The following is a 24,168-nucleotide window of genomic DNA, read 5'->3' on the forward strand; positions in this document are numbered from 1 at the left end:
TTGGGCTCCTCGTGAGGTTAGCTCCCTATGGGAGGTGATATTATTTTTCTGCTTGTTCGATAGCGGCGTGAATATTGTCTGGTGTTAAGTTCGCGCCCAAAAATTCCGCATTGGTGGGGAGGTCAATCACCAACTTGGAGACGCGGCCGATTTGCAAGGTGCCGCATGCCAACTCGTAGTCTTGGACATGGCCGCCGCCTGCGCGAGTGTCAGTGATAAAGTGCTCGTGATAGCCTGCGACATTGATGCCCTGGGTATATTGCGGGCTACGGAAACCAGCAATTACGCCATTAACGTGATCAAAACGAAATTCTGGTTGGGCACCGATGGCCTCGAGCATGGGCTTGTATGGCGGTGTTTGCTTGGGCACGGTGCGCGTACGCACATGCTCGAAGGCACCATCAATTCGAACGGCACAGAACAGATTGTCACTTGGTACCAGTGTGTCGATTACGTCGTGCAGCTCTTGGCGCGACATGGGATGATCAAACTGTTGTGTAATGTCTGGTTTGAAAAAGGTCATAACGGCGAATGGTGTTTTTTGCTCAGGATCCGCGAGCCTTGCCGATCCATCGCCGCGTAGTTGAAAAATCGTCTGATCAAAGGCGATGAGTTCACCGTCCAATTGGTTAAAGGTCCCTAGGCCAAAGTCGCCATGTTCGAGTAGATCGGCCATGGTGGTCTCGCCCTCATACACGCCATCAATCAAGGCACTCATCAATGAGGTTTGATAAATCTCACCTTCTCCTGTTTGTTGGTGATGCTTGAGATAGGCGGCGGCGACATGTTCTGCACAGTGGCAGGTTTGGGTGCTCATAAAGCGTCCTTATAAACCGAAGTCAGTTAGGTTAAAACCGAATCTTGATGATGCGAGGTTGAAGAAGGAGACACCAATACAAATAACGTTGGTTTTGATATCTAAAAGATATGGCACATGGAAAACGTGGTAAGATATTGAATCCAAACAGTTGATAATGCGCAGCATTAAGGCATGACGATGGAGTTTAGGTATTTACGGTATTTCGTCACAGTGGCCGAGTGTCAGCACTTTACGCGCGCGGCTGAGAAACTGGGTATTGCTCAGCCGCCACTGAGCCAGCAAATTAAAAAGCTAGAACAAGAGATAGGTGTGCCCTTATTAGAGCGCCTACCGCGAGGTGTGTCGTTGACACCAGCAGGAGCGGTGCTTTATCAAGATGCGGTAAAAATTCTCAGTCAGTTAGATCAAGCCGTGCAGCGCACAAAGCAGGTTGCCCGCGGGGAACGTAATCAAATACGCCTCGGTTTTGCCAGCTCGACGGTCGTCAGCCAACAAGTGTTAGCGCTGGTGCGAGGGTTACAAGAACATCATCCCGATATCGACTTTCAGCCGGTCGAGCAGCCCATGCCATCATTAGTGGAGACACTTCGTCAACAAGAGGTGGATTTAGCTTTCTTACGTTTGCCTTGTTATGCCAGTGAACATGTGGCGCATACCGCCTTATTTGATGATCCCTTTAAACTGGTTGTCGCGGCTGACCATCCTCTCGCGACATGTCACAGCGTGACGTTGTCACAGCTCGGCAATGATCCGATCATTCTCTTCCCTCGTGATATCGGGCCTGGGCTCCATGACGCGTTATCTGATGCATTAAAAAGCGCAGGATTGACACCATCTTCTGCATCGCTTGCGCCACAACTCCATTCCGCAACCGCAATGGTATCCGCGGGTTTTGGCGTGGCCTTGGTTCCCGCTTCGCTAACCACCCAGTTGAGCGACCACGTGTCTGTGCTGTCGCTGGTAGAGATGCCTTTGAGTAGCCAAGTGGTGCTGGCTTGGCAACGCACGAATACTGCCCAAGTGGTGCGTCGCTGTATTGCAACGGCACGCGAATGGGCGAATGCTCAATAAGCCACCCAGATCGTCATCGTGTTCAACGCTAACGCGCGGCGTGTTGTAAAAACTCGAGTTGCATACGCTCTTGCTCGGACATTTGATAGGGTGTGTCCGACAATTGGTCAATGTCAAAGACGCCCAATGAATAGGTGTCTTTCGGACTGATACCAAATTGTGCTCGCTCGCCGGGGGAGCCTGACATGCGTTCAATCACGATATTTTTTAGCTGCCACTGCTTATCGAAGCCGAGTAACGTTTGCTTAAACGCTTTTAATTCAACAGTGTGATCGCCTTCCTGAAGCCGTTTTTTGGTGGTGAGAAACGCAACGGGTTCGTCGTTTTGGGTGAACAGATTGGCGCGAAAACGATAGATTCCGCCCTTATCGACATTAAGTTGTAAAGGGATAATCATATCGGCATCACGACCAAAGACGGGGTTTATTTGCGCTAACTGGGCAATCGGCTGATATAACCTAAAATCGGCAGTGAGCACATCATGCCCAGAATCAAAGTCTAGGATCGCCTTGAGACGTAACTCCATCGGCCAGCTTTCGTCTGGCTCAATCTGCCATGTGTCTCCCGACACGGTCTTTGTCTCAATCACCTGGTTGGTCCTGACATCAATAATCTCTAAGACGGTTTGATTAACAGGTAAAGAGGCAACCAATGACGCTTGGATCGGCTTGGGATAAAAATAGCGGTATTGACTTAATTTGAGCGCTGCTTTCTCGGTGCCATCAAGTATAGGAACGGGTGTACTGATATGCCGATTCCAGTGCAAATAAGGGCTTTGCGGCGAGGCGATGGGCATTGAATAAGGCGGATGTTGGATTTTTTCTGCATAATCCGATGCAATGTAGCTAAGCGAGTTTCGCATGCTAACCGGTACAATATCTGGCTCAGTGAGTTGGGTTTGTTGTGCGAACGTTGTGACCTCTTCGTCTGTTGTTTGGCTCGATGATGACGCACTCTGTTCGTTGGTACGCACTATCGTGTTGGTCGCCAGCGCCATAGACGCTGGTTCTGGTGTATCAAGCCACAAATAGCCGGTAATGCCGATAGCACTTATCAGAGTGACTGCCAGGATCAGTCTTGTCATTGCAACCCCTAATTAACGTGTAACGAACAAACTATCATGAGTGAGAAAAGTGAAGAAATCCGACAAGCTGCTTCCTCACCATAAAAAAGCAGCTTTGCCGATTTTGTCACAGTGTGTTGTGCTTATTGCGGTAGGGCGTACACGATCTCTGACAATGTGTCACGGTCCGAATCACGGACATATCGATATTTTTTGCCAAACCAACCATCCTTATCAAAGGTTTCAACTGAGATGCGTGATTGATCGCCAAGCTTGAGCTCTGGATCGGTGGCGGTAACTTTACCTCGATGCGCTGACTTAAAGATCGTGAGGTGGCTGTATTTATTCCCCATTAGCAACGGGTAGTGCATGGGGATAAAGCGTCTCACTCCTTTATGGACATAATCTAACTTGCCATCGAACTCAATCGCGGTCGAACAGCTATCAAATGCATCGACATCGGCAGCGCCACATGCAGAATGCGCGGCAACCACACCGTCATCACTGCCTGGAATAAAGGAAGATGTCGCCCCCAAGAAGTCAGAGCCATTGCCAACAAAGCGAATACGAGGGACACGGTTGTCAGGCCAGTTCGATAGTTGGCGTGCGTTAGCGACTTTTAAATCGTTCAGAACGCCAATATTGTCTTTGTTCGGTAACTGACCCATCCAAAGCGATACCGCTTTTTTCATTGTGTGATTAAGCCAACCGCCTCCCTGTGCCACATTGACAGCAATGTCTGCCATTTCGACACCACCACCGGCACCGGCAAAATCGAAAGTCCCTACAATATTGAGCGGCTCAAGACCTGCGTTAATCAGCCAATTTTCTTGGTTATCTAACAGATAGCGTGCAACCAAATCGCCGGTAGAGTGGGTGACTAAAAGGCAGCCGGACAAACAGGTTTCTTGCTCTGAAAGGGTTTTTAGCGCAGGCCAAAGATAATCGGAGGCGATTTTTCCTTCAATACGCTCATTGGCCGGCCAATCTATACGTGCATCAGCGTACTGCAGCCAGTAATCTTGCCAATAGTTAGCGCCATCTTGCACGACTTGATCGTGATCGGGGCGGCTTTGTAGTTGATCAGGCTGAAAACCGTGAATCAGTACCACCTTATAGGGGCCGATTGCGGCGAAGGCTGAAGCGGAAAATATGGCCGCCAGCATGAGTAATGCGCGATATATATTTTTCATTATTGTAGCCAACTTGTTTTGAGTAAACACTCAGTATTATATAGCGGATTGTACAATAAGTGCCACAATGATAATTAGGTCAACAATCACAGAGTTAAACGCAACCGTATTGCATTATATAAAAAAGCGCCACCTAGGGTAGCGCTTGATAATATTATCGTTACTTCGTTACTTAGTTACTTAGTTACTTAGTTGCTATTGAAAGTAAACACGAACATCGGTTTGGCTCCGGCTGCCGTCGCCAGCGAGTAGCAAGTACAAATGTTGCTGGTTGCGTAAGTCGATCTCAATGTATTGATTGCTGCCGGGTCTTTCAGAGGCTGCCTGATTTTGCGCTTGCGTTGGCCAATACTCTTCAGCCGCAAACACGTTCAAATCACCTGCATCACCGTCTGCCATGACCCACACTTGCGCTTTGGTTGCGCCTTCAGGCACATCGGCATACAGGTAACGGCGTTGATAGACGCTGATGCTATTGGGACTTGCGACGTTAAGCTGAGTCGGACGTAAATCATCGGTGCCAGTCGGTGTTTCAGGCTGCGGCTCTGGCGTTGGCTCGGGATCGACTTGGCCTTCCGCATTTACCGCGACAGTGACATCGGTAAAGTCCCCGCGTCCGGTGACACTTAAGGTATACCGGCCTGGCTCCACATCGTTCAGGGTCACGGTTTCATTACTGGTTTGGTTCCACTCGGTGGTGTCAAAGTCATAATAGTGCGCCTGGCGGTCTTTGGCGACGTAGAGATCAGCATTGCCTTGGCCCGCGATGCTAAAGGTAAGCGCAGTGGCGGCACGGTTCAGGTCGATCTGATAGAGATATTCACTGTATGCCTGCCCGCTAATGGTGACGGTTTGTCCCAGGGATAGGGTTGTAACGTCTGGGTGCTCAGGCTCAGGCTCAGGATCTGGATCTGGACGAGGAGGCTCGCCGCCCTCTGAACTATCCAGCGTCGTCAGCCATTGCGAAAATGCGGGGCCATACTGTGCACCATACTCTTTGACTAAGCTTGCCCATTGTTCAAATTGTCCAGTTCGTCCGGCTGCGAGCAACGCATCTACCGCTTCTGGGTGCTTTTCAAACAAGAAGCGTACGGCCAAATACCCCCAACGATACACACGATTAACATCATGTTGGTAGGTGGTAGCAAACACGTCACTGAGTGAATAACCGCCTTCTTTGCCCAAGTGAATTGCTTCGGCATAGTCATCGCCATGAGCCATGTATTCAGCAAAGCCTTCCAGCCACCACACGGTATGACCATGACGCAGCACGTCGTTGAAGTCGCCGTACATGTTAAAACGGCCATCAAGATAATGAACGTACTCGTGTTCGAGGTTCCAAATGGAGAGCGATTTACCCTCGTCATTGCGGTAGGCAATAAAGCGAGCTTGGTTGTCAGGGCTTGCTGGGTCGCCCTCTAAGTACTGGCCGCCGTTATCGGTCGAGTTACCAAACAAGAACGATGAATAGGTTTTGTAGTCCGACGGGTTATCAAATACCACCACTTCAACACTGTCGTTTAGATCATCAGCCACCGCTTGATAACCGGAGCGAACGGTTTGATGAAATGCGTTTTCTTTTTGATGCAGGCTTTCACAGGCTTGTTGCGACTGCGCTTGTGTCATGCTTTGTGAGCGGATCACGGCAGGACCATCACATTGATAACGATAGGGAACGATTTTGGTGGCTAACGTCGATTTGGCATTGGTGAGGCCTAATTCTTGGATTTTATCAGGGGCAAACGCGTCGACCATTTCAACCAGTCCGACCCAAACGGCATCGTTGGCGCCACCCAGAGGAAAACGAGGCAGAAGATCACGGTAGTGGGTCAGAACCCGTGCACGGATACTTGGCTGAGGTGCCATGAGTAATCGGCCCATCTCGCGGACTGTATTCGACACCAATAAAGCACCGTTTTCAGTTTGTGATAACTGAGGGTTATCAATGACAAACTGGTAGAGACGATCGATCAAAGACAAGTCAGCTGCAAGCACATCGTAGAAGGCTTGACGCGATTGGTGACCTGCCATGGCGACAAATAGATTGTTCAGCGCGTTGACATAGCCACGCTCTTGTAAGCGCGCTTGATTCAGGTTTTCCAGCAGTCGCAGTTGTAGGTTAAAGGTTTGTGGTAATTGCTTAATGCTATCGGCCATCAACGTCAGGCCATGTAATGCATCGGTTTGCGCACGGCCATCTTCGGTTGCAAAAGGGGATTGTAGAAACTGGACGATGGTATGCGCCAATGCTTCGTCAAGCTTATCAGAATAATCAGCTTGGTCTGTGTCACCATAAAAGCGGACGTAATAAGCTGCGCGAATATATTCAGTGAGGTTGGCGATTTGGCGTGCTTGCGTTGCTTGACCTTGATATTGCGTGACGGTTTGCTCTAGTCGCTGAGCGACTTTGCGGACAAAGGCTTCTTGGTAAACGGAATCATAACGGCTTGATTGGGTATCGTACCAGCTTGTAAAGCAGCTGCGATCTGCATTCGCAATCACTTGGATAGGGCTAGCACTGGCTGCTAAATCGGCGACCTCGCATGACTCGCTAGCCCATGCACTGGTGCTACTTAGCGCGGCAAGCGCGATAAGTGCCGAAAGAGGCTTGGGACGGGAAGGAAATTCATAAGACATTTCAAGCTCCTAGTTTAATTTGGGCGGAGCTTTTATAACGATTTTCTCGATATTTTTGGCGAATTAAGCCCAAATATTAGGGCTTAGTTCCACTTTGTTTGTCTTATCAGCTACTTATTCATCATTACGTTTCTTTTTCACGCAGGTGCAACTTGGCAATACGTTTGGTCACGGTATAGACGCGCTTGAGCGATTCGGTCCACTCCATTTCAATACTAAACAGTTGAAGACGATTGGGGTTATGCTCGACCAAACGCTCTGCTTGATGAGCCAGTACTTTATCCAATAGCGCGTTAAGGGTACRTTTGGTGTTTAGTACCCGCTTAGCCCGTTGCGTATCCCCACGTCGAATCGCATTCACGCTATCAAGTAACGCATGCGTCACCTTATCTTGGATTTCATCAAGCGTAGATTGCATTTCAGGGCTGATGCTAATCTCCGCATGAAGTGATTTATCCATGATGGGAACTAAGGTGTCTTCAATCAGATCAGCAATGCTTTCGAGTTGGTCGGTCACACTGATCAGCATGATTTGACGATCACTTTGTACCTGTGAAAGTGGCTCTTTACGCAGTCGTCCTAAGTAAAACAAAATATGCCCATGTAGAATATCTACTTGTTGCTCTAGAGTCTCTATTTTCCCCAGCGCCTCCACGGCAGCGCTTTGTTCTTGCTGCGTGGCCAGTTTTGAGGTTAGAGGCGGTAGGGCATTCATCATGTTACAAACTCTACGCCCAACGCGACCTATCTCAAGCTGTGCCTGGTCCATGGCAATGTCTGGCGTCATCAATAGTTCTTTCGACAAGTATTTCGGTGCGACAATCGGCCGTTCGCTGATCGTTGGTTTAGGCGTTTTTGGTATGATTTTTTTCGCCAGCCAAACAAATCCTCCCACGAATGGCAGCATAATAAGCGTATTCACGACGTTAAATAACGTATTCGCATTCGCGATTTGGCGCGGGAGCTCAGCTCCTAATCGTTCAACGCCGGTTAAATCAGGGTGAATCGGCGAAAGCGCGACACTCCAATCACTGAGCGTGCTGATCATTGGCAACCAAATGAATACGCCAATAATGTTAAAGAGAATATGAACACTGGCGATTTGCTTGGCTTCGCGAGATTTGCCGATGGCGGCCAATAATGCGGTGACGCAGGTCCCGACGTTAGCCCCCATGGCAAGTGCGATCCCACTTTCCAACGAAATAAAGCCTTGTCCCGCTAATACGATCACAATCCCGGTGGTGGCCGACGAGGATTGTACTAATGCAGTAAACAAGGCTGCAAGCAAGATAGCGAGGAAGGGGTTTCGCATTTGGGCCATGGCATCAATAAATGGCTGATAGCCGCGCAGGGGTGACATCGCCTCACTCATCATATTCATCCCCGTAAAAATAAGACCCAAGCCAAACAGCATCTTGCCGTATTGCTTGGTTTTATCGGCCTTGGCGGTAAATTGAATAAAAARGCCAATAGCGACCATCAGATACGCGGCTTGGGTGATTTTAAAGGCCACAATCTGGGCCGTTACCGTGGTGCCAATATTGGCACCCATGATCACGCCTGTTGCTTGTGTCAGTGACATCAAACCTGCAGAAATAAAGCCAATTAATAGCACTGTGGTGACAGAGGAAGACTGGATGGTTGCGGTCACACCGGCTCCTGTGAATACACCAGCCACCCGGTTAGTCGTTAGTCGCGCTAACAAGGATTTGAGTCGACTCCCTGCGGCATTTTTAAGCGCATTGGACATCTTATCCATGCCGTATAAAAACAGAGCAAGACCTCCGAGCAGCCCCATGAGCATGGTCGGGTAATGAATCGACGATGTGTTGACCTCAGCGGCCCAGACAGCGGTAGGGATGAGGAGAAGGAGCAGCGCGAGGTGATGCCAGCGTCCGATAGTGGGAAATACCTTTTTTTGCATCCAATCTATCCATAACTTAATTGTTACCAATAATCATTAACATAGATGTAATAAATCAGTAATGCGAGAGATAGGTACCATTATCGGCGAGAATCGCGCGGGGATCACAATACGTCATCGCTTCACTGGCAAGGGATGGGGCGCATGATCAGTAACAGACAAATGAAGCGGCTGGCATGATGCCAGCCGCCATGGAAACTAGCCTTGGCAACGACCTTGGTAGCGCCAAACCCATTGGTTGGACATAGGATCAATGCCCCAATTGTTTTGTGAGGCTTGGAAAAAGTGTCCTTGATACTGAACCTGTACGCCGGCCGAGTAATAATTGTATTGACTCCAGCTAGGCATATTGGCGCAGCGATTTTTTTCTACACCGCGGTCATCAACCCGGGCTAAGACATTCGTGGTGTAGTTACCATTACTGGTTACCGTGACATAAATGTCTTGGCCTTGAACTTGGCTAAAGCCACAATACTCATCGTTGCCCGAATTGGTTGAACGACAGTCATGATCATTCGCGCTTGCCGGGCGACCGACAGCGGCATATAAATCGACATCGCCTTGGCCGCGATAGGTTTGTAGCCAAACCGTACCGCGTGGTGCGGATTGAACCACAAACTGCTGTGTGCTTCCCGCTGTACCTTGAATTTGCACGGGCTGCTCTAAGGTGAGCGGTTTTAGCTGCGGCTCGGGTTGTGGTTCAGGCTCAGGCGTCGGTGTGCCACCGCCACCTTGGCAGTTTTGCATCTCGATACCGACTTCTGCAAAGGCCTGACTCACTGCCCCCGCAGGGTAGTTAAGGTCTTTAGCTGCTTCGCAAACCCCATTCGCGCCTTGTTGGAAGCTCGCGTTAGGACGCCAGTAAAGTTGGTTAGCAGTTGCAAATGCGCGGAAGGCCTTTTTGATATTCCACTGTTCGCTGGTGGCCAAATGATAAAAGGCTTTGTTATAAATCCCCGAGCTTAAGTGGACATCAATGCCTTGATAGTAACGATCAACGTGACCAATAGAGCGACCGTCTTTACTGGGGTTAATGAAATAACGCATGGCTTCGCTATGCTTCATCACATCTTCACCCATTTTCCAGTTAAAGTCGCCGAATACATACTGGCCTAGCGCTGCGGCAGCGATATCTGAAAAGGCTTCATTCATGCCACCAGACATTCCGCGATACTCTAAGCCAGAGTTTTGCTCGGTAAAACCATGACTGACTTCGTGTGCAATCACATCCCAAGTGGTAAGCGGGTACATGCTGCGATTTCCGTCACCAAATGTCATCTGGCGACCATCCCAAAACGCATTACCGTAGCCTTGACCATAGTGAACACGCATTGTGAGCTGCTGGCGAATAGGGCGAACACCTAACCAATCTTGATACATGTTGAAAACTTGCTGACCAAAGTACTGCGCATCATTCATCGGGGCATAGGCGCCGTTGACTTGGCGATAGGTATTTTGAGGGCAATTAAATTGATGAACTTGTCCGCCCCATTCACGGTTGTTCATATTAATGGTTTTCACGTCGGGGCTGTCCATTTGGCAGCGACTATTCACCTGGAATCCACCGAGCTGCGTGTTCGGACCAAAGTTAAACCGACCACTTTTTTGGTTCCCTCCTGGGCCACTCGCTTCTAGGTGAGCGATGCCTTCCCAGCTATCTAAAACAGTGCCGGATTTCGCATCGATAATTTTAATCGGGCGTGACGGATGGCCATTATCGCTGGCTAAATAGTCGACTTTATACACCAGGCGCGCAGTTTGCTGCTCATCAAGCCAAATCAACAACTGTGTGTTCGCATCTGGTTGCTTAAATTGCCGCGCATTTGGGGTCGATTCGCCCTGTGCAATGGCAATAGCCTGTTGCTGATTCAACATCGGCAGCGTGCTGCCAATATCAGACTCAATACCGGTGACGACCTCGCCTTTTACATCCGGCGCAAAATTGCGCGCCGATGTGTTCTCAACCACCGAGTAACCATAAACAGGAATACCGTAATGAAGTTGTTGTTTGCGAACCAGAGATTGGCCACCAATGTTAAGGCGAGATTGCTCTTGGTAACTTAATGGAGAGCCATTCACCATGGCACTGCGAGATTGCTCAGGTGCGAGTGCTTCGCTCAAATCAATACTGGTCGCATCGACAATATTGGCGGCATAAGCGGGCAACGCAAGTGGAATAAATAAGGCAAGTAACGTTTTACGCATAATATCCTCGTTAGATAGGAAAGATCCTGGTTACTATCCACAGCCATTGCTAGAGTAAAATGTGATTGGAGTCATAGTGTCGATCCGGTTCAAAATCTGTCTAGAAAAATGGTACCTGGCTTCCATTTTTCTGTTGTTTTTGCAGCGACGCTGGATAACGTAATGAAAACAAAGGAGTGATGCTGTGTATCGCCGAGGATGGCTGGCTTTGATGTTGATAGGATGTTTATGGACCGTTCCGGCCGAGGCGAGTGATCAGGCGTGGCAATCGCCTGGTTATATCCTTGACGCTTTTTACCGAATAGCAATAAAAAGCGAATATATTGAAGGGGAGCAGGGCATCCGAAAGTGGCAAGCGCCGATTCGGTATCATATTGCCCATCCAATCAATAACAGTGAGCTACATGATAATTTAGTGGCGTACCATCTTAGTCATTTGCAATCAATCACTGGGGTAGCCTTTACCCCAACCGAAAGGCCTGAACGCGCCAATCTATCGATCGTATTTACTAATCATGCCCGTTTTTTAGACGATGCACGCAAACAGTTTGCGACGGACGATGTCTCGCCATTAGAGAACGCGATATGTGCTGCCAACATTAAAGTGGATAGACACGGGGTAATTCAGTATGCGGCGGTGGTGATCCCCGTCGATCTCGCCCGATCAAAAGGTAAGCTGGTGGCGTGCGTGGTGGAAGAGTTGACGCAAGTCATGGGGTTACCCAATGACGATAACCGAGTCTATCCGTCTATTTTTAACGATCAGAGCTCGCAGCAGTTACTGACTGGACTCGATAGCCTACTGTTGCAGCTGTTATATCTCGATGCCGTAAAACCAGGGCAAAACTGGGAAACCACCCAGGCAATTATTCGGCCCGTGATCACGAAATGGGCGCAAGATGGCACCATTAATAACGCCCATCGAGCAGTAAAAACCGGAAAACTCTATCCGCTACTCGGATGGTAGCCTGGCTGAAGATGCCAACGTGTTGATGATTGGTCTGCCCGATAATAAAAATTGTTGAAAGTGATTTAGACATTTCGCCAACTTAGACGACACTTAAAGGGTGGACTGATAATGTCATAACGATTTGGGGAGGCGACATGGAGTCGATTACAGTCAAAGATTATATGAACAAACGACCGGTTACATTCTCGCAGGACATGCCGTTGTCTAGTGCGCTCGAAAAGTTACTTCGTAGCCAGCAAACGGGAGGACCAGTCATTGATGCAAATAAGCGTTTGGTGGGCTTTATATCCGAGCAAGATATGTTGCAGCAGTTGTTACGAGACAGCTACCACTGTCAAGACTCACACACCGTCTCAGATTGCATGACGCCCAACGCGTTAGCGGTGGAATCAGAAGACAGTATCATTAAACTGGCCGAAATGATGGCACCGACCAAACCTAAACTGTATCCGGTCGTCGATGAAGGTAAATTAGTTGGGATCATCACGCGTCGTGACATACTGCGCGCCATTGGGATGCAGATGGGCGAATGTTTAACCCATCCTGTGTGACCACAGAACGATACGCACGCACCCTACTGAGCCGTCAGTAGGGTGGTTGGATTGAGCACCCTCTCTCGTTTTTCGTCTATTTTTTAATCAGCATACTCTGCTGTTATCCTGCCTTTTAATATTGATATTTCAATAACTAAAGCGATGATCGTGATAGATCGTGCGATTTTTGATGCCAGATTTAAGGTTTTCTGCTATTGTGCTGCCCATTGGCAAGCTGGTGGCCTGCCGTGCGGATACAGAGGTTAGCCCCTGTCATGCAGTGAATACGATAAGCAGGATGCGGGAATATCGTGGGTGTGGAGGCCAGCATTGACTTTACGACAATATTAAATGAGGTAGAAACAAAGGTTAAATTGGACGATCAGGGAGGACGAGGTGAGAGAAACAAAGAGGTTATATGTATCAACTCAATTCAATTGGTGCACTAGAATCATTCTTGATTGCTATTGGTGTACTTTTTCTAGGCCATTTCGTTAATTCAAAAATTCCCGCATTACGCAAGTTTAATATTCCCGAACCTATTGTTGGGGGGTTAATCATTGCTTGTGTGATTTCAGTTTTACATTATAACGGTATCAACTTTAAATTTGATCTACCGTTAAAAAACACCTTTATGCTAATGTTTTTTGCCACCGTTGGGTTGGCAGCCAATTATAAACAGTTAGTCAAAGGTGGGCTAAAGGTTTTCTGGTTTTTAGCGATCGCGTCTGTCTATATTATCATTCAAAATGCGATTGGCGTTAGTTTTGCCTCGCTGCTAGGCCTTGATCCGTTAATGGGCTTAGTCGCCGGTTCAATTACGCTATCAGGTGGCCATGGTACTGGCGCAGCCTGGGCACAGATATTAACCGATGAATATGGGATTCAAAGCACGCTTGAGATCGCAATGGCCTCAGCCACACTCGGCCTCGTTATTGGCGGGATTATTGGTAGCCCTGTTGCTCAGCGTTTGATTAATAAACACCAACTCGAATCTGAGTATGGACGTGGGACAACAACGCACGAAAAATATCCTGAATTAGTCACATATAATGAAAATGAAGAAGATAAAGTCACTGCTAAAAAAGTGATTGAAGTCTTGTTTATTTTGTTATTGTGTATTACAGGTGCAAGTCATTTATCTGAATGGGTTAGTCAGTTCAACATTCAGTGGCTTATGATCCCTGACTTTGTTTATGCGTTATTCTTGGGTGTGATCATCACCAATACGTTAGAGCTGTTTAATTTACGCAAGCTTGAATCAGAAACGGTTGATATGGTGGGGACGGTCTCTCTGTCTCTATTCTTGGCGATGGCTTTAATGACGCTGAAGTTATGGAATATTCTCGACTTAGCCGTGCCCTTTCTGATTATTCTGGCGATTCAATCGGTAGTGATTGGGTTGTTTAGCTATTATGTCACCTTTAAGCTAATGGGAAGCGATTATACCAGTGCGGTCATTGCTGGTGGGCACTGTGGTTTTGGCTTGGGGGCGACACCGACGGCAGTCATGAACATGGGCTCGATCGTTAACCGCTTTGGGCCAGCGCCTCAAGCCTTTATGGTCGTTCCTATTGTCGGTGCGTTCTTTATCGATATCGTGAATCTCATTATTCTGCAAGGATATATTTTTGTGATTCAGTAACCCATTGCGGGTACGTCGCGGTAATTAAAATTAACGCCCAGCCATTCAACGGCTGGGTGTTTTTATAGTGATACATCCGTCCTTGACTCTGGAGTGGGCTCCAACCCTTATACTGTCCGTAAATGATAAACACAACGACCAACAAAGGAGTCGATTATGTGTAAACACTGCGGACACCACCATTGTCACCAACCCCATCACCAAACCGTTTCTCAGTCCACAGAGGCGGTGACAAACACATGTCAAGAAACACGTTGCTGTTCGAGTCATCAAGATGGCGAGGGCAATGCAGGTGACGACGATCCTGACAGGCATCGCTTTTCCTCTTCTGTGACCCATGAATGGGCGGTGACGGGAATGGACTGTCCAAGCTGTGCCGCCAAACTAGAGAAGGCGATTCACGCCACACCGGGTGTTGAAAGTGCGACAGTACTGTTTGCGACTGAAAAGTTACGGGTGTCTCTCTCCCACAATGCACCCGCTGATACGCTTGCGGCGATTCAGTACGCGGCCAAAAAAGTGGGCTTTCCACTGCTGGCATTAAATCAACCCGCTATAGAGCCTTCTGGCTGGCAAAAGTGGCGCGATGATGCACTACTGTTTGGATTGATTGGCAGCATGCTCATCGCCTGGGGCCTGCATTATTGGTCTCCCTCACTGTCAGACTGGTTATTTACCGGCGCCACCGTGGTCGGATTAACGCCTATCTTACTCAAAGCGGGCAGGCTGGCACGTCAGGGATCCCCGTTTTCCATTGAAACACTGATGAGTATTGCCGCACTCGGTGCCCTCTACCTAGGAGAAACGACGGAAGCGGCCATGGTGTTGGTACTGTTTCTCATTGGCGAGCGGCTGGAAGGCTATGCCTCGACGCGTGCCCGTGACGGTATTCAATCATTAATGGCGTTAGTGCCAGAAACTGTGACGCGAGTGGGCAAAAACGGTGAACGTGAAGCCGTTGCGGCGAGCACATTAACGCCCGGTGATGTGATTGAGATTAGCGCCGGTGAGCGTTTGCCGGCGGATGGCAAGTTGATGGAAATGGCGGCGAGTTTTGATCAAAGTGCCCTGACGGGAGAGTCGATTCCGGTCGATATTGAAGCGGGCGACACCGTGATGGCAGGCAGTTTAGCCACCGATAAAACGGTGACACTGACGGTGACTTCTGCCCAAGGTGAAAACGCCATTGACCGAATCCTGCATTTGATTGAGCAAGCCGAGTCAAAAAAAGCACCGATTGAACGCTTTATCGATAGATTCAGTCGTTGGTATACCCCGACGATGATTGGCGTAGCCGTGTTAGTGGTTGTCGTTCCACCCCTCTTTTTTGCTGCCAGTTGGCAAGAGTGGTTATACCGTGGCCTAGCACTATTATTGATTGCATGCCCCTGTGCGCTGGTGATTTCCACACCAGCGGCTATCACCTCGGGCTTGGCCACGGCAGCACGTCGAGGCGCGTTAATTAAAGGGGGAGCGGCGCTAGAAAGCTTGGCAAGTATCAACGCGGTATCCTTTGATAAAACGGGCACACTGACAGAAGGTAAGCCCATGGTCACGGATGTTTGCGTGTGGCAAGGCGATGAAACCACGCTGTTGCAACTGGCGACAGCGATCGAACGCGGTAGTCATCATCCATTGGCTAAATCACTCGTGCTCTACAGCACGGAACGCGGTCTTTCTATCCCCGATGCGACAGGGCTTCAAGCCAATGCAGGCCGAGGCGTAGAAGGGACAGTCGACGGCCAGCTTGTTCGGATGGTTGCGCTCGACAAACTCCCGGACGCCGCGCTCGAGCATGCGCAGTATCAACAGGCCAGTCAGATCGCGGCACGCGGAGTCACCGTTGTGGTAGTGATGGTCGATGAGCGCCCTTATGGCATGATTGGCTGGCGCGATAAATTGCGCGAGGACGCACGTGAGGCGATTGAGCAGATCCGCGCGATGGGGATCCATCCTGTGATGCTGACAGGGGATAACCCGACAGCCGCTGCTGAAATTGCCGACGAGTTAGGGATTGATTATCGTGCTGGACTATTACCTGAAGACAAGGTTGCGGCGGTTGAAGCGTTCGCGAGTCAGTATCGGATCGCCATGATTGGCGATGGCATTAATGACGCTCCTGCAATGAAAGCCGCTCAGTTGGGGGTCGCGATGGGTAGTGGGACGGATGTTGCGCTTGAAACCGCCGAAGCAGCATTGAGCCATAATCGTTTAATTGAGCTGCCTCGCGTTCTTCAGCTCGCGCGCGCGACGCAAGCCAATGTGCGGCAAAACATCACGATTGCGCTAGGACTAAAAGGGGTGTTTTTGGTCACCAGTGTGTTAGGGATCACCGGTTTATGGGTGGCTGTACTGGCAGACAGTGGGGCGACAGCGTTGGTGACACTGAATGCATTACGCCTGTTGCGTGATTAGGACCAAAAATGAGGACACCCTTTGTCTGCTTTTGCCTTTATAAAGTGATATTGATCTCTAAATCCTGAAATCTGTAAGAGATGATCGTGCAATATGTCGATTATGGTCACATAAAAAGGAGCAGATTTGGGTATCCTAAACACATAATCAATAACGAGTTCAGGCCTACCTCGGTAGGCCTTACATTATTTTAAATGCTGATGATAGCATCCAGCGAGGAGACTGATTATGTCTGATACCCCTGTATTCCACCTTGGCGTCACAAAAGCCGATCTACAAGGCGCAACCACTGCCATCATTCCTGGTGATCCTGCTCGCGTTGAAAAAATCGCGAACTTGATGGAAAACCCAACGTTTCTCGCCTCACAGCGTGAATATACCTTGTACCTCGGTTGGCTAGATGGCAAATCCGTGGTGGTTTGCTCAACCGGCATTGGTGGACCGTCAACGTCTATTGCGGTAGAAGAATTGGCGCAATTGGGCGTGAATACCTTCTTGCGTGTTGGTACTACAGGCGCTATCCAGCCTGACATTAACGTCGGTGATATGATCGTGACCACCGGCTCTGTACGTCTTGACGGTGCCAGTACTCACTTTGCACCGATGGAATTCCCAGCGGTGCCTGATTTTGATGTTGCGACCGCGATGAAAGCCGCCGTTGATGAAGAGGGTGCTACCGTACATACAGGGGTGACCGCATCAAGTGATACCTTCTACCCTGGCCAAGAGCGTTATGACACCTTTAGCGGTCGCGTTGTGCGTCGTTTCCAAGGCTCAATGCAAGAATGGCAAGAGATGGGTGTGTTGAACTTTGAGATGGAATCGGCCACTTTGCTGACCATGTGTGCCAGCTCAGGCTTACGTGCTGGTTGTGTCGCGGGTGTGATTATCAACCGTACGCAAAAAGAAATCCCAGATCACGCGACCTTAAAAGAAACGGAAGCACGTTCGATCAAAGTGGTGGTGGAAGCGGCCCGTAAGCTACTATAAGCTAGCGCGATATCGTTATCCTTGAACGCGGTGCCCTGATGAGCACCGCGTTTTTTATTGCCGACAAGGTTGTCGAACGTGTCGTATCGCCTTGCGTAAGCGATTAACTTGTTCTTACTTCGATAGTACCGCCAGCGGCAATAAACCAATCGTAAAGATGGGTGCGTAAGTTGGCCAGCTGGTCAGGGCCGATCAAAGCTAAACCCAGATCTGTACCCCGTGTAATATCGTGATGACGTAATGGTCTAAAGCTGACCAGCATCGCACGTGCTTGCAAGCCACCCAGTAAATCGCGCAAAGACTCTAATTTATACAGGGTGTCATCACCGTCGCTAGACATGCCTTTTGTCTTGCACTCAATGATATGAAGCTTATTGTTAACCACCATGGCGACATCCAACTCATTGCGGACTTCTCGCTCGCCAATTTGGCGATAAACCTGCATAGAAAGCGCACTGTCTTGGATGGTCGGTAATTCTTTTTGGATAGAAGTGACCGTGTGGTGCACGTAGCTTTCCAGCCATTCTCCGTTGGCAAAACGTCGGGCTTCCTCACAGCTAAAAGTGAGCACACCATTTTCGTAGCGCGCTAATCCCGCATCCGATAAATCGTCGAGCAGCATCCCAAGTTCGCGATAGCCTTGCTGTTTTTCACTCAATGCAACATCCAGGCACTGTTCTTTTCGGCAAGTGGTCGCTAAGTAATTTAAAGTGGCTAAGCCTGGGCCTAATTCATACGCATTGCTCGCCCATTTTTCTCCTAACCGATAAATATCATTGGTGAGGCAGCCGGTTTCCTCTTCATCGTGATCTGCGCAACGGGCACCAAAAATCGTCATGTACTCGGTCAAACTAATATGATCTTCAACCTGTTGCTGTGGAAGACCGTCGGGATAGAGCCAGCACAATTCGTCGCTGTAGGGCTCAATCACATAACAGGGCCATTGATAGGTTCTAAACACTTCGTAAGCAGACAATAATTGGTGGCGTAGGCCACAGCTCGCATTAAAAAGAATGTCTTCAGAAGATTGGGTGAGCTGTTCGGCAAGACGCTTTACTTGGCTTTTGACTTCTCGGATATTGATATCATCCGAGATTTCAAAAAACTCCGTTTCAATGCCTTTCGGTGCTAACACACGAGTGAGTCGCTCAAACTCGAGATCTTGTTCAAGCGTACCAATCAATACCAACTTACTGACAGGCAATTGTTGATGTAAAACCGGGGTAACGAGTCGGACTGGATCCGAATCAATGATTCCTACATGAATAGCCATAAATGCTCCAGGCGGGCTATGCGGCGACAACAAGCCGCTAAATGATAAGTATAGTTGCCAGACTCAACAGATGACATGGATCTAATATCCGTCTTCAACGTCAGGCTTTCAACCGTAGATCGCGTAAATAAGTGTAATTTGACAGAGTGCTGACCTTGAGGCGTCAGTGTCAGTGTTTTAACCGCAAGCCCAGCCAACGACGGCTCGATAGCTGGGCACGTGCGTGTGAGGAGGCGCTAAGTCCGGCTTTGTTTGAGTGCTTGCTGACGCAATGTCGCAGTGAGCATATTTAACTCAGGGATCATACGCTGAATTAATGTTAACTGTTGCAGCACCATGCTTAACGGTGTGTTATCGACCCTATCATGAGCGGCGACGTTAGGCTCTGGGGTGTCGTGATACACAACGTCTGGGTGAGTGTCTGCCAGGTCGCCGGAGAGGGTTTTATCACCGGTTGATGCCACTTGAGTGGGTTGCTCGGTCGGCAGCTCGCGCCGGAGTCGTTCGGTTAACGCATTGAGTGATTGGTGAATGTCACGATGCAGTTGCGCCACTTTCTGATGATTAACCTCATCGTCCATGCGACGGCGGTGAGCCCCAAGCGCAGAAATATAGCTCAACATCGCATTGTTCAAACACAAAAACCGGAACGTCTCTTCAATGTTGGTGCGATAGCGTCCTGGCTCGACCAACATGTTACTGATGGCGGTGGTGAGCTCGGCATCGGCATTGTGTGCATGGCGACGTGCGATTCGGTAGGCGAGATTATCGCGTTTACCGACACGATATTGTGCGATCACATGGGCAAGGTAATCACGATTGGCTTGTAACGCCTCGGTCATGATCCCACGCAACCGGTGCGCTTGCCAATCGGGGAGCACGTAACGAACGGCGGCGACAGCAATCAGGCAGCCGATCACGGTATCTCCCAGCCGTGGCAAGATAACCGCAAAGCCCTGACCAAATTGGCTAAAGCACATGAGTACCAGCAGGGTGATAAACAGGGTCGCGAGCGTATACTGCACGGTACGAAAAGCGAAAAAGAGTACCCCCGTGATCACCATTAACGCTAACTGGCTGCTCGGATCGGGGAACAAATACAAAGCGGGCACACCTAATAGCAACCCACCCACGGTCCCTAGGATCCGTTCTTTGAGTTTGTTTCGCGTCGCCGAGTAGTTCGTCTGACAAACGAATTGAATCGTCATTAAGATCCAAAACCCATGTTCAAGCGATAGCCCTTGAATCACCCCGTAGCCGGCGAGTAGTGACAAAGAGAGGCGCACCGCATGGCGAAAACGTAGCGATTTGAGTGTCATCTGACGACGGATCCGATACACCATTTCGCCCAGAGAGCGCGCATCGGGGTCGGCCAGTTCGCTTTCTTGTGTGCCATCATTGGCAGCTAAATTACTAAGGCTCGCCAACTGCTCCTCAACGGTCTCTAGGTTTTTATAGAGAAAATCGAGCTGATGAAGTAAGGCCATGCGCGAGGCATCTTGGGTTTGTTCAGCCAATAAATATTGCATCGATTGCTGAATGGCCAGTAACGCTTGCTGACCCGCTTTTGGGTGCTGGTAGCGCGCCCCGATCGATAACGCTTGTGCAACATCGCGACAGGCACTGGCCTGGGCATTGAGCAAGGCTTCAAAGCGAAACAAGATATCAGAATGGAAAAACTGCGCGGCAAGATCTTGATAACGATAGTGCGAAGAGCTGACACGTTCATGGATATCTTGGGCAATAAAATAGGTTTGCAGCAACGCTTGATGCCGTTTAGTCAATCGCCCCCGTCGTGCACGGGCCAGCAAAGATGCCTTGGCTTGGTTGAGTGCGGCGACGACTTGGGCATTTCGGTTAGCCGCGGCGATGCGGGTCGGCTGGGGGACCAATTCTGTCACAGGGTGAAATAGGTTCGATTTGGTTTCCATATAGGTCGCGGTTTGGCGAAATACCGCCGCGAGCCGATGCTGTACCGGACGATGAGGCCAGATGACAATCCATATCAGCGACAAAAGGCCATACCAGACTGCCCCTGACAGCAGCATCATCGGTTGTAACCACATATCACTGCCTTGCTCCATGCCTAGCATGGTATAGACCGCCAACAGTAACGACGCAAACGCAATGGTGCCATAGCGTTCACCGATGGCCCCTAACATGATAAAACCAAAACTCGACACGGTGAGGCCGATAGCAAATAACCATGGCGTGTCATATAAGAGTTCGACGGAAAACGCCGCCACAGTAAAACAGACCAAGGTGACGCCAAGTGCGCGTACTCGGCCCCAAAAATGATCGTCCACTTCTGCCAGTGCCGAGGCGATGACGCCAAGGACGAGCGGGGTGACAATATCGGTACGTCCAGCGTAACTGGCATACAAGGCAACGCCCATCAGCGCAATCAGCACACGAATGCTGTCATTAATCCGGTGATTGGCCCAATACTCACGCAACGTGAGTGGCACGGTGGGAAAACGTGGCAGAGAAAAAGACATAAATAAACGTTATCGGCCAACAATGCTGGCAAGATACCAGAAACGGCCCGAGAAACTAACCCTGAATGCGTCTTTAAGCACCGCTTTTATCGTTTGGTTGCGGTAGGTCAATTCCTCAAGAGAATCGACGCTGAGAACAGGCTTTGTGGGCGATTGAATTGATTTATAGGATGGTGAGCAGTAGCATGCCAAGCATCTTTTAAAGGCCGCGCCTATCCCTCATTGGCTGACTAACGTATTGATATGAAACTCTCTGCAAATCGCTGGGCACAATGGCTTGTTTATGGCGATCATTATAGTTTACAGCTAGAAAATGATGGCTTACTGCTCGAATCTCGCCACCATCGTCAATATATTCCCTTTTCTGCCTGGAATGGGCAGCTCACCATTTCGCGTGGGCTACTCTGGGGAACCATCTCGTTGACTGGCTTCACAGAGCAAGGAGATGCTTATCCATTTGATGTGTTTGGCCTGCCTTGGCGACGTGCTAAACAGGCCGGTAAAGCCATTCATGCGCGTTATCAAGCCTATGTCGCACGCTATCAAAAACAGTTAGCGCTCATTCGACCGAGCTTGCTGGCTGACTATGAGGCGCTGGTGAACGCGCCAGGATACGTTCGCATGGCGCAATTACGCACTGCCCAGCAAACGTTATTGGATACGCTAGAAAGCGAGGGGATCCCAGCTGCTTTCCTTTCCCAGTTAGATGAAGGCGTCGCCACCACGTTGATGCCGGTGTTGCAAGGCGATACCCATTGGCTGAAAACCCGTAATCAGCAATGGCAAGCGGCGATGCTCAACCAGTGGCAAACCTGGTTTGATCAGATTGAATCGTCACCACTGAATCCGGCGCAGCGTGAGGCTGTGCTTACCGATGAATCTCATACCTTGGTGGTGGCGGGGCCCGGTAGCGGCAAAACCAGCGTACTGGTGGCACGCGCTGCCTACTTAATTGAAAGTGGGCAAGCCAAGCCTGAGCAGCTTTTATTGCTTGCCTTTGGCCGTGATGCCGCGACTGAGCTTAAAACCCGGATCAAGACCAAAACCGGCCATGAGGTGAATGTCACCACTTTTCATGGCTTTGCCCGCCAGCAACTTGCTGAGCACCAAGGGCAGGCCCCTATCATTTCCTCGCTGGCCAGTGATGAGACCGCCAAAGCCGCCTGGCTGACTCAAGCACTCGCCGAGCAGTGGCAGCAGCCCAACACACATAAAGCATGGGAAAAACTGCATCAGCAGCACGCACTGCCGATTGATGATCAGGCCGAGCTCAGCGCGTGTGCCCATGAAAGTCGGTTGCACAGCTGGGTTTGGTCGCGTCTCTCTCGGGTGATCCAAGCCAATACCACCAAGCGTGCGCTGACCGATAAACTGGCAAGCTTTGAGGAGCAGATCGGGTTAAAAAACGAACTGGCGGTGATTTGGCCGTTGTATCAAGCTTATAAACAAGCACTAAAAGCGGAGAACGCCGTTGATTTTGATGGACTGATCGTAAAAGCGACCAAGTTGTTCCAACAGCGAAAATTCGCCACGCCCATCCAGTTTGTGATGGTCGATGAATACCAAGACATTTCGCCGGCACGATTGGCGATGCTCGAGGCCTTGTGTCACGGCAAAACGGACAGTGAAATCTTAACGCCACGCGTCTCCTTATATGCCGTCGGGGATGATTGGCAAGCCATTTATCGTTTTGCCGGTGCCGATGTCAGTTTAACCACGGATTTTGCTCAGCGCTTTGGAGACAGTGAAATTTGCTGGCTGACCACCTGTTATCGCTATCCAGCAGCGTTGGGGGATATTGCGCAGCAGTTTATTTGCCAAAACCCCAAACAGCTCACTAAGCAATTGGATTACGCGCGCGACAAAGCATCGGCGAAAACGCCCAAAGCGATTAAAGTAATCACTGACGATAAGTTAGAAAAGACACTGGCAAGCCTTGCCAAAAAGCACGCCAAAACGACGCAACCCGTGACTGTTATGCTGATTGGTCGCACCCACTCTCGATGCCCTAACGATCTAGAAACTTGGCAGAAAACGTATCCCTCACTGGCCCTTCGCTATACCACCGCGCACGCCAGCAAGGGGCAAGAAGCCCACTATGTGTTTATTCTCGGCATGGATGAGGGAGTGTTTCCGGCCAAGCAACGCTCGCTGTCACTCGATGAGGCCTTATTAGGGAAAAATGAAGAGCCAATTGAACACGCGGAAGAACGGCGATTATGTTATGTCGCCCTGACGCGTGCCCAAAAACAAGTGTGGCTAGTACATCAAAAAGGCCATGCCTCACCGTTTGTGGAGGAACTGAAAGGAAACCTTTGAGGCGGTCTCCCACACTGTTAGCCATAGACGGCGTTAGTTATCGACAGACAGTGTGGGAAAAAAGATCACAAACGCTCGTCTAAGTACGCTTGATAATCAGGAATTTGGATATCGACATCCTGCCCGAATAGCGGCGACGTGATCATAAAGCGGGCGGTTGAGCGGTTGGTGGCAATTGGAATATTCCATACGGAGCCGACGCGCAGTAGCGCTTTAACATCTGGATCGTGTGGGACCGCATTGAGAGGATCCCAGAAGAAAATCATCACATCGATTTTTTGTTCAGAAATCATCGCCCCGAGTTGCTGATCCCCGCCCATCGGGCCGCTCATCAAAGGTGTTATTTTTAGCCCTGTTTCTCTTGCAAGGATGTGGCCCGTGGTGCCGGTGGCATAAAGCGCGTGCTGGCTCAGTATTTCTTTATTTTCTTTTACCCAGTCGCTCAAGGCATCTTTATAGTGATCATGTGCCACTAACGCGACGTGTTTGCGTGCAAGCATGGTGCGAGACGTTTGTTTCATAATCGATTCCATCTAAAACAAGGCGGTTAACGCCAAACTGCGAATGAACAGTGTATTGAAGCCTACGCCAATCTTGCATCGAATTATAGCG

General features: G+C 49.6%; 16 protein-coding genes. 7 read left to right on the top strand and 9 right to left on the bottom strand.

Annotation, left to right across the window (positions count from 1 at the left end; genetic code table 11):
- Positions 1–40: 40 nt before the first annotated feature.
- Positions 41–817: an acetolactate decarboxylase gene (gene budA, locus BZG81_RS10495; protein WP_077677322.1), complete on the bottom strand. Its 777-nt coding sequence runs from the start codon at positions 815–817 to the stop codon at positions 41–43.
- 180 nt (positions 818–997) lie between these two features.
- On the opposite strand from budA, the gene BZG81_RS10500 reads away from it, so the two are divergent.
- Positions 998–1,891: a LysR family transcriptional regulator gene (locus BZG81_RS10500; protein WP_077669364.1), complete on the top strand. Its 894-nt coding sequence runs from the start codon at positions 998–1,000 to the stop codon at positions 1,889–1,891.
- A gap of 28 nt (positions 1,892–1,919) precedes the next feature.
- On the opposite strand, the gene BZG81_RS10505 is transcribed toward BZG81_RS10500, so the two are convergent.
- The 5 genes from BZG81_RS10505 to BZG81_RS10525 all read right to left on the bottom strand — a co-directional run bounded on the left by BZG81_RS10505 (position 1,920) and on the right by BZG81_RS10525 (position 10,913).
- Complete coding sequence (locus BZG81_RS10505; protein WP_077677323.1) at positions 1,920–2,975, bottom strand: hypothetical protein; 1,056 nt, start codon at positions 2,973–2,975, stop codon at positions 1,920–1,922.
- Positions 2,976–3,097: 122 nt separating this feature from the next.
- The gene (locus BZG81_RS10510) at positions 3,098–4,147 is read right to left on the bottom strand and encodes a hypothetical protein (protein ID WP_077661219.1); all 1,050 of its coding nucleotides are present in this window, start codon (positions 4,145–4,147) and stop codon (positions 3,098–3,100) included.
- A gap of 195 nt (positions 4,148–4,342) precedes the next feature.
- Positions 4,343–6,784, bottom strand: coding sequence for a M9 family metallopeptidase (locus BZG81_RS10515; RefSeq protein ID WP_077677324.1), 2,442 nt, complete (start codon positions 6,782–6,784; stop codon positions 4,343–4,345).
- A gap of 124 nt (positions 6,785–6,908) precedes the next feature.
- Complete coding sequence (locus BZG81_RS10520; protein WP_241827384.1) at positions 6,909–8,708, bottom strand: Na/Pi cotransporter family protein; 1,800 nt, start codon at positions 8,706–8,708, stop codon at positions 6,909–6,911.
- 198 nt (positions 8,709–8,906) lie between these two features.
- Positions 8,907–10,913 (bottom strand): M4 family metallopeptidase, encoded by a 2,007-nt coding sequence (locus BZG81_RS10525; protein WP_077677325.1) that lies wholly within the window; start codon positions 10,911–10,913, stop codon positions 8,907–8,909.
- 184 nt (positions 10,914–11,097) lie between these two features.
- On the opposite strand from BZG81_RS10525, the gene BZG81_RS10530 reads away from it, so the two are divergent.
- From BZG81_RS10530 to udp, 5 genes are all read left to right on the top strand, one after another.
- Positions 11,098–11,880 (top strand): DUF2927 domain-containing protein, encoded by a 783-nt coding sequence (locus BZG81_RS10530; protein WP_077677326.1) that lies wholly within the window; start codon positions 11,098–11,100, stop codon positions 11,878–11,880.
- A 137-nt stretch (positions 11,881–12,017) separates the two neighbouring features.
- Complete coding sequence (locus tag BZG81_RS10535) at positions 12,018–12,434, top strand: CBS domain-containing protein (RefSeq protein WP_025744667.1); 417 nt, start codon at positions 12,018–12,020, stop codon at positions 12,432–12,434.
- Between the two features lie 400 nt (positions 12,435–12,834).
- Complete coding sequence (gene gltS / locus BZG81_RS10540) at positions 12,835–14,061, top strand: sodium/glutamate symporter (protein WP_077461076.1); 1,227 nt, start codon at positions 12,835–12,837, stop codon at positions 14,059–14,061.
- 156 nt (positions 14,062–14,217) lie between these two features.
- Positions 14,218–16,476, top strand: coding sequence for a zinc/cadmium/mercury/lead-transporting ATPase (locus BZG81_RS10545; RefSeq protein WP_077677327.1), 2,259 nt, complete (start codon positions 14,218–14,220; stop codon positions 16,474–16,476).
- Between the two features lie 228 nt (positions 16,477–16,704).
- On the top strand, positions 16,705–17,466 hold the full coding sequence (udp, locus tag BZG81_RS10550; protein WP_077661226.1) for a uridine phosphorylase: 762 nt from the start codon (positions 16,705–16,707) through the stop codon (positions 17,464–17,466).
- 103 nt (positions 17,467–17,569) lie between these two features.
- Here udp and BZG81_RS10555 read toward each other — a convergent pair whose 3' ends face one another.
- Both BZG81_RS10555 and yccS read right to left on the bottom strand, forming a co-directional pair.
- Positions 17,570–18,739, bottom strand: a complete 1,170-nt coding sequence (locus BZG81_RS10555; protein ID WP_077461079.1) for a Card1-like endonuclease domain-containing protein — start codon at positions 18,737–18,739, stop codon at positions 17,570–17,572.
- Between the two features lie 236 nt (positions 18,740–18,975).
- Positions 18,976–21,237 (bottom strand): YccS family putative transporter, encoded by a 2,262-nt coding sequence (gene yccS / locus BZG81_RS10560; protein ID WP_077677328.1) that lies wholly within the window; start codon positions 21,235–21,237, stop codon positions 18,976–18,978.
- A gap of 243 nt (positions 21,238–21,480) precedes the next feature.
- On the opposite strand from yccS, the gene helD reads away from it, so the two are divergent.
- Positions 21,481–23,556, top strand: a complete 2,076-nt coding sequence (helD, locus tag BZG81_RS10565; protein ID WP_077677329.1) for a DNA helicase IV — start codon at positions 21,481–21,483, stop codon at positions 23,554–23,556.
- Between the two features lie 65 nt (positions 23,557–23,621).
- Here the strand turns inward: helD and BZG81_RS10570 are convergent, their stop codons facing one another.
- Positions 23,622–24,077, bottom strand: coding sequence for a methylglyoxal synthase (locus BZG81_RS10570; RefSeq protein ID WP_025744664.1), 456 nt, complete (start codon positions 24,075–24,077; stop codon positions 23,622–23,624).
- Positions 24,078–24,168: the final 91 nt, after the last annotated feature.

The organism is Salinivibrio sp. MA607, from assembly GCF_001996245.1.
GTDB lineage: Bacteria > Pseudomonadota > Gammaproteobacteria > Enterobacterales > Vibrionaceae > Salinivibrio > Salinivibrio costicola.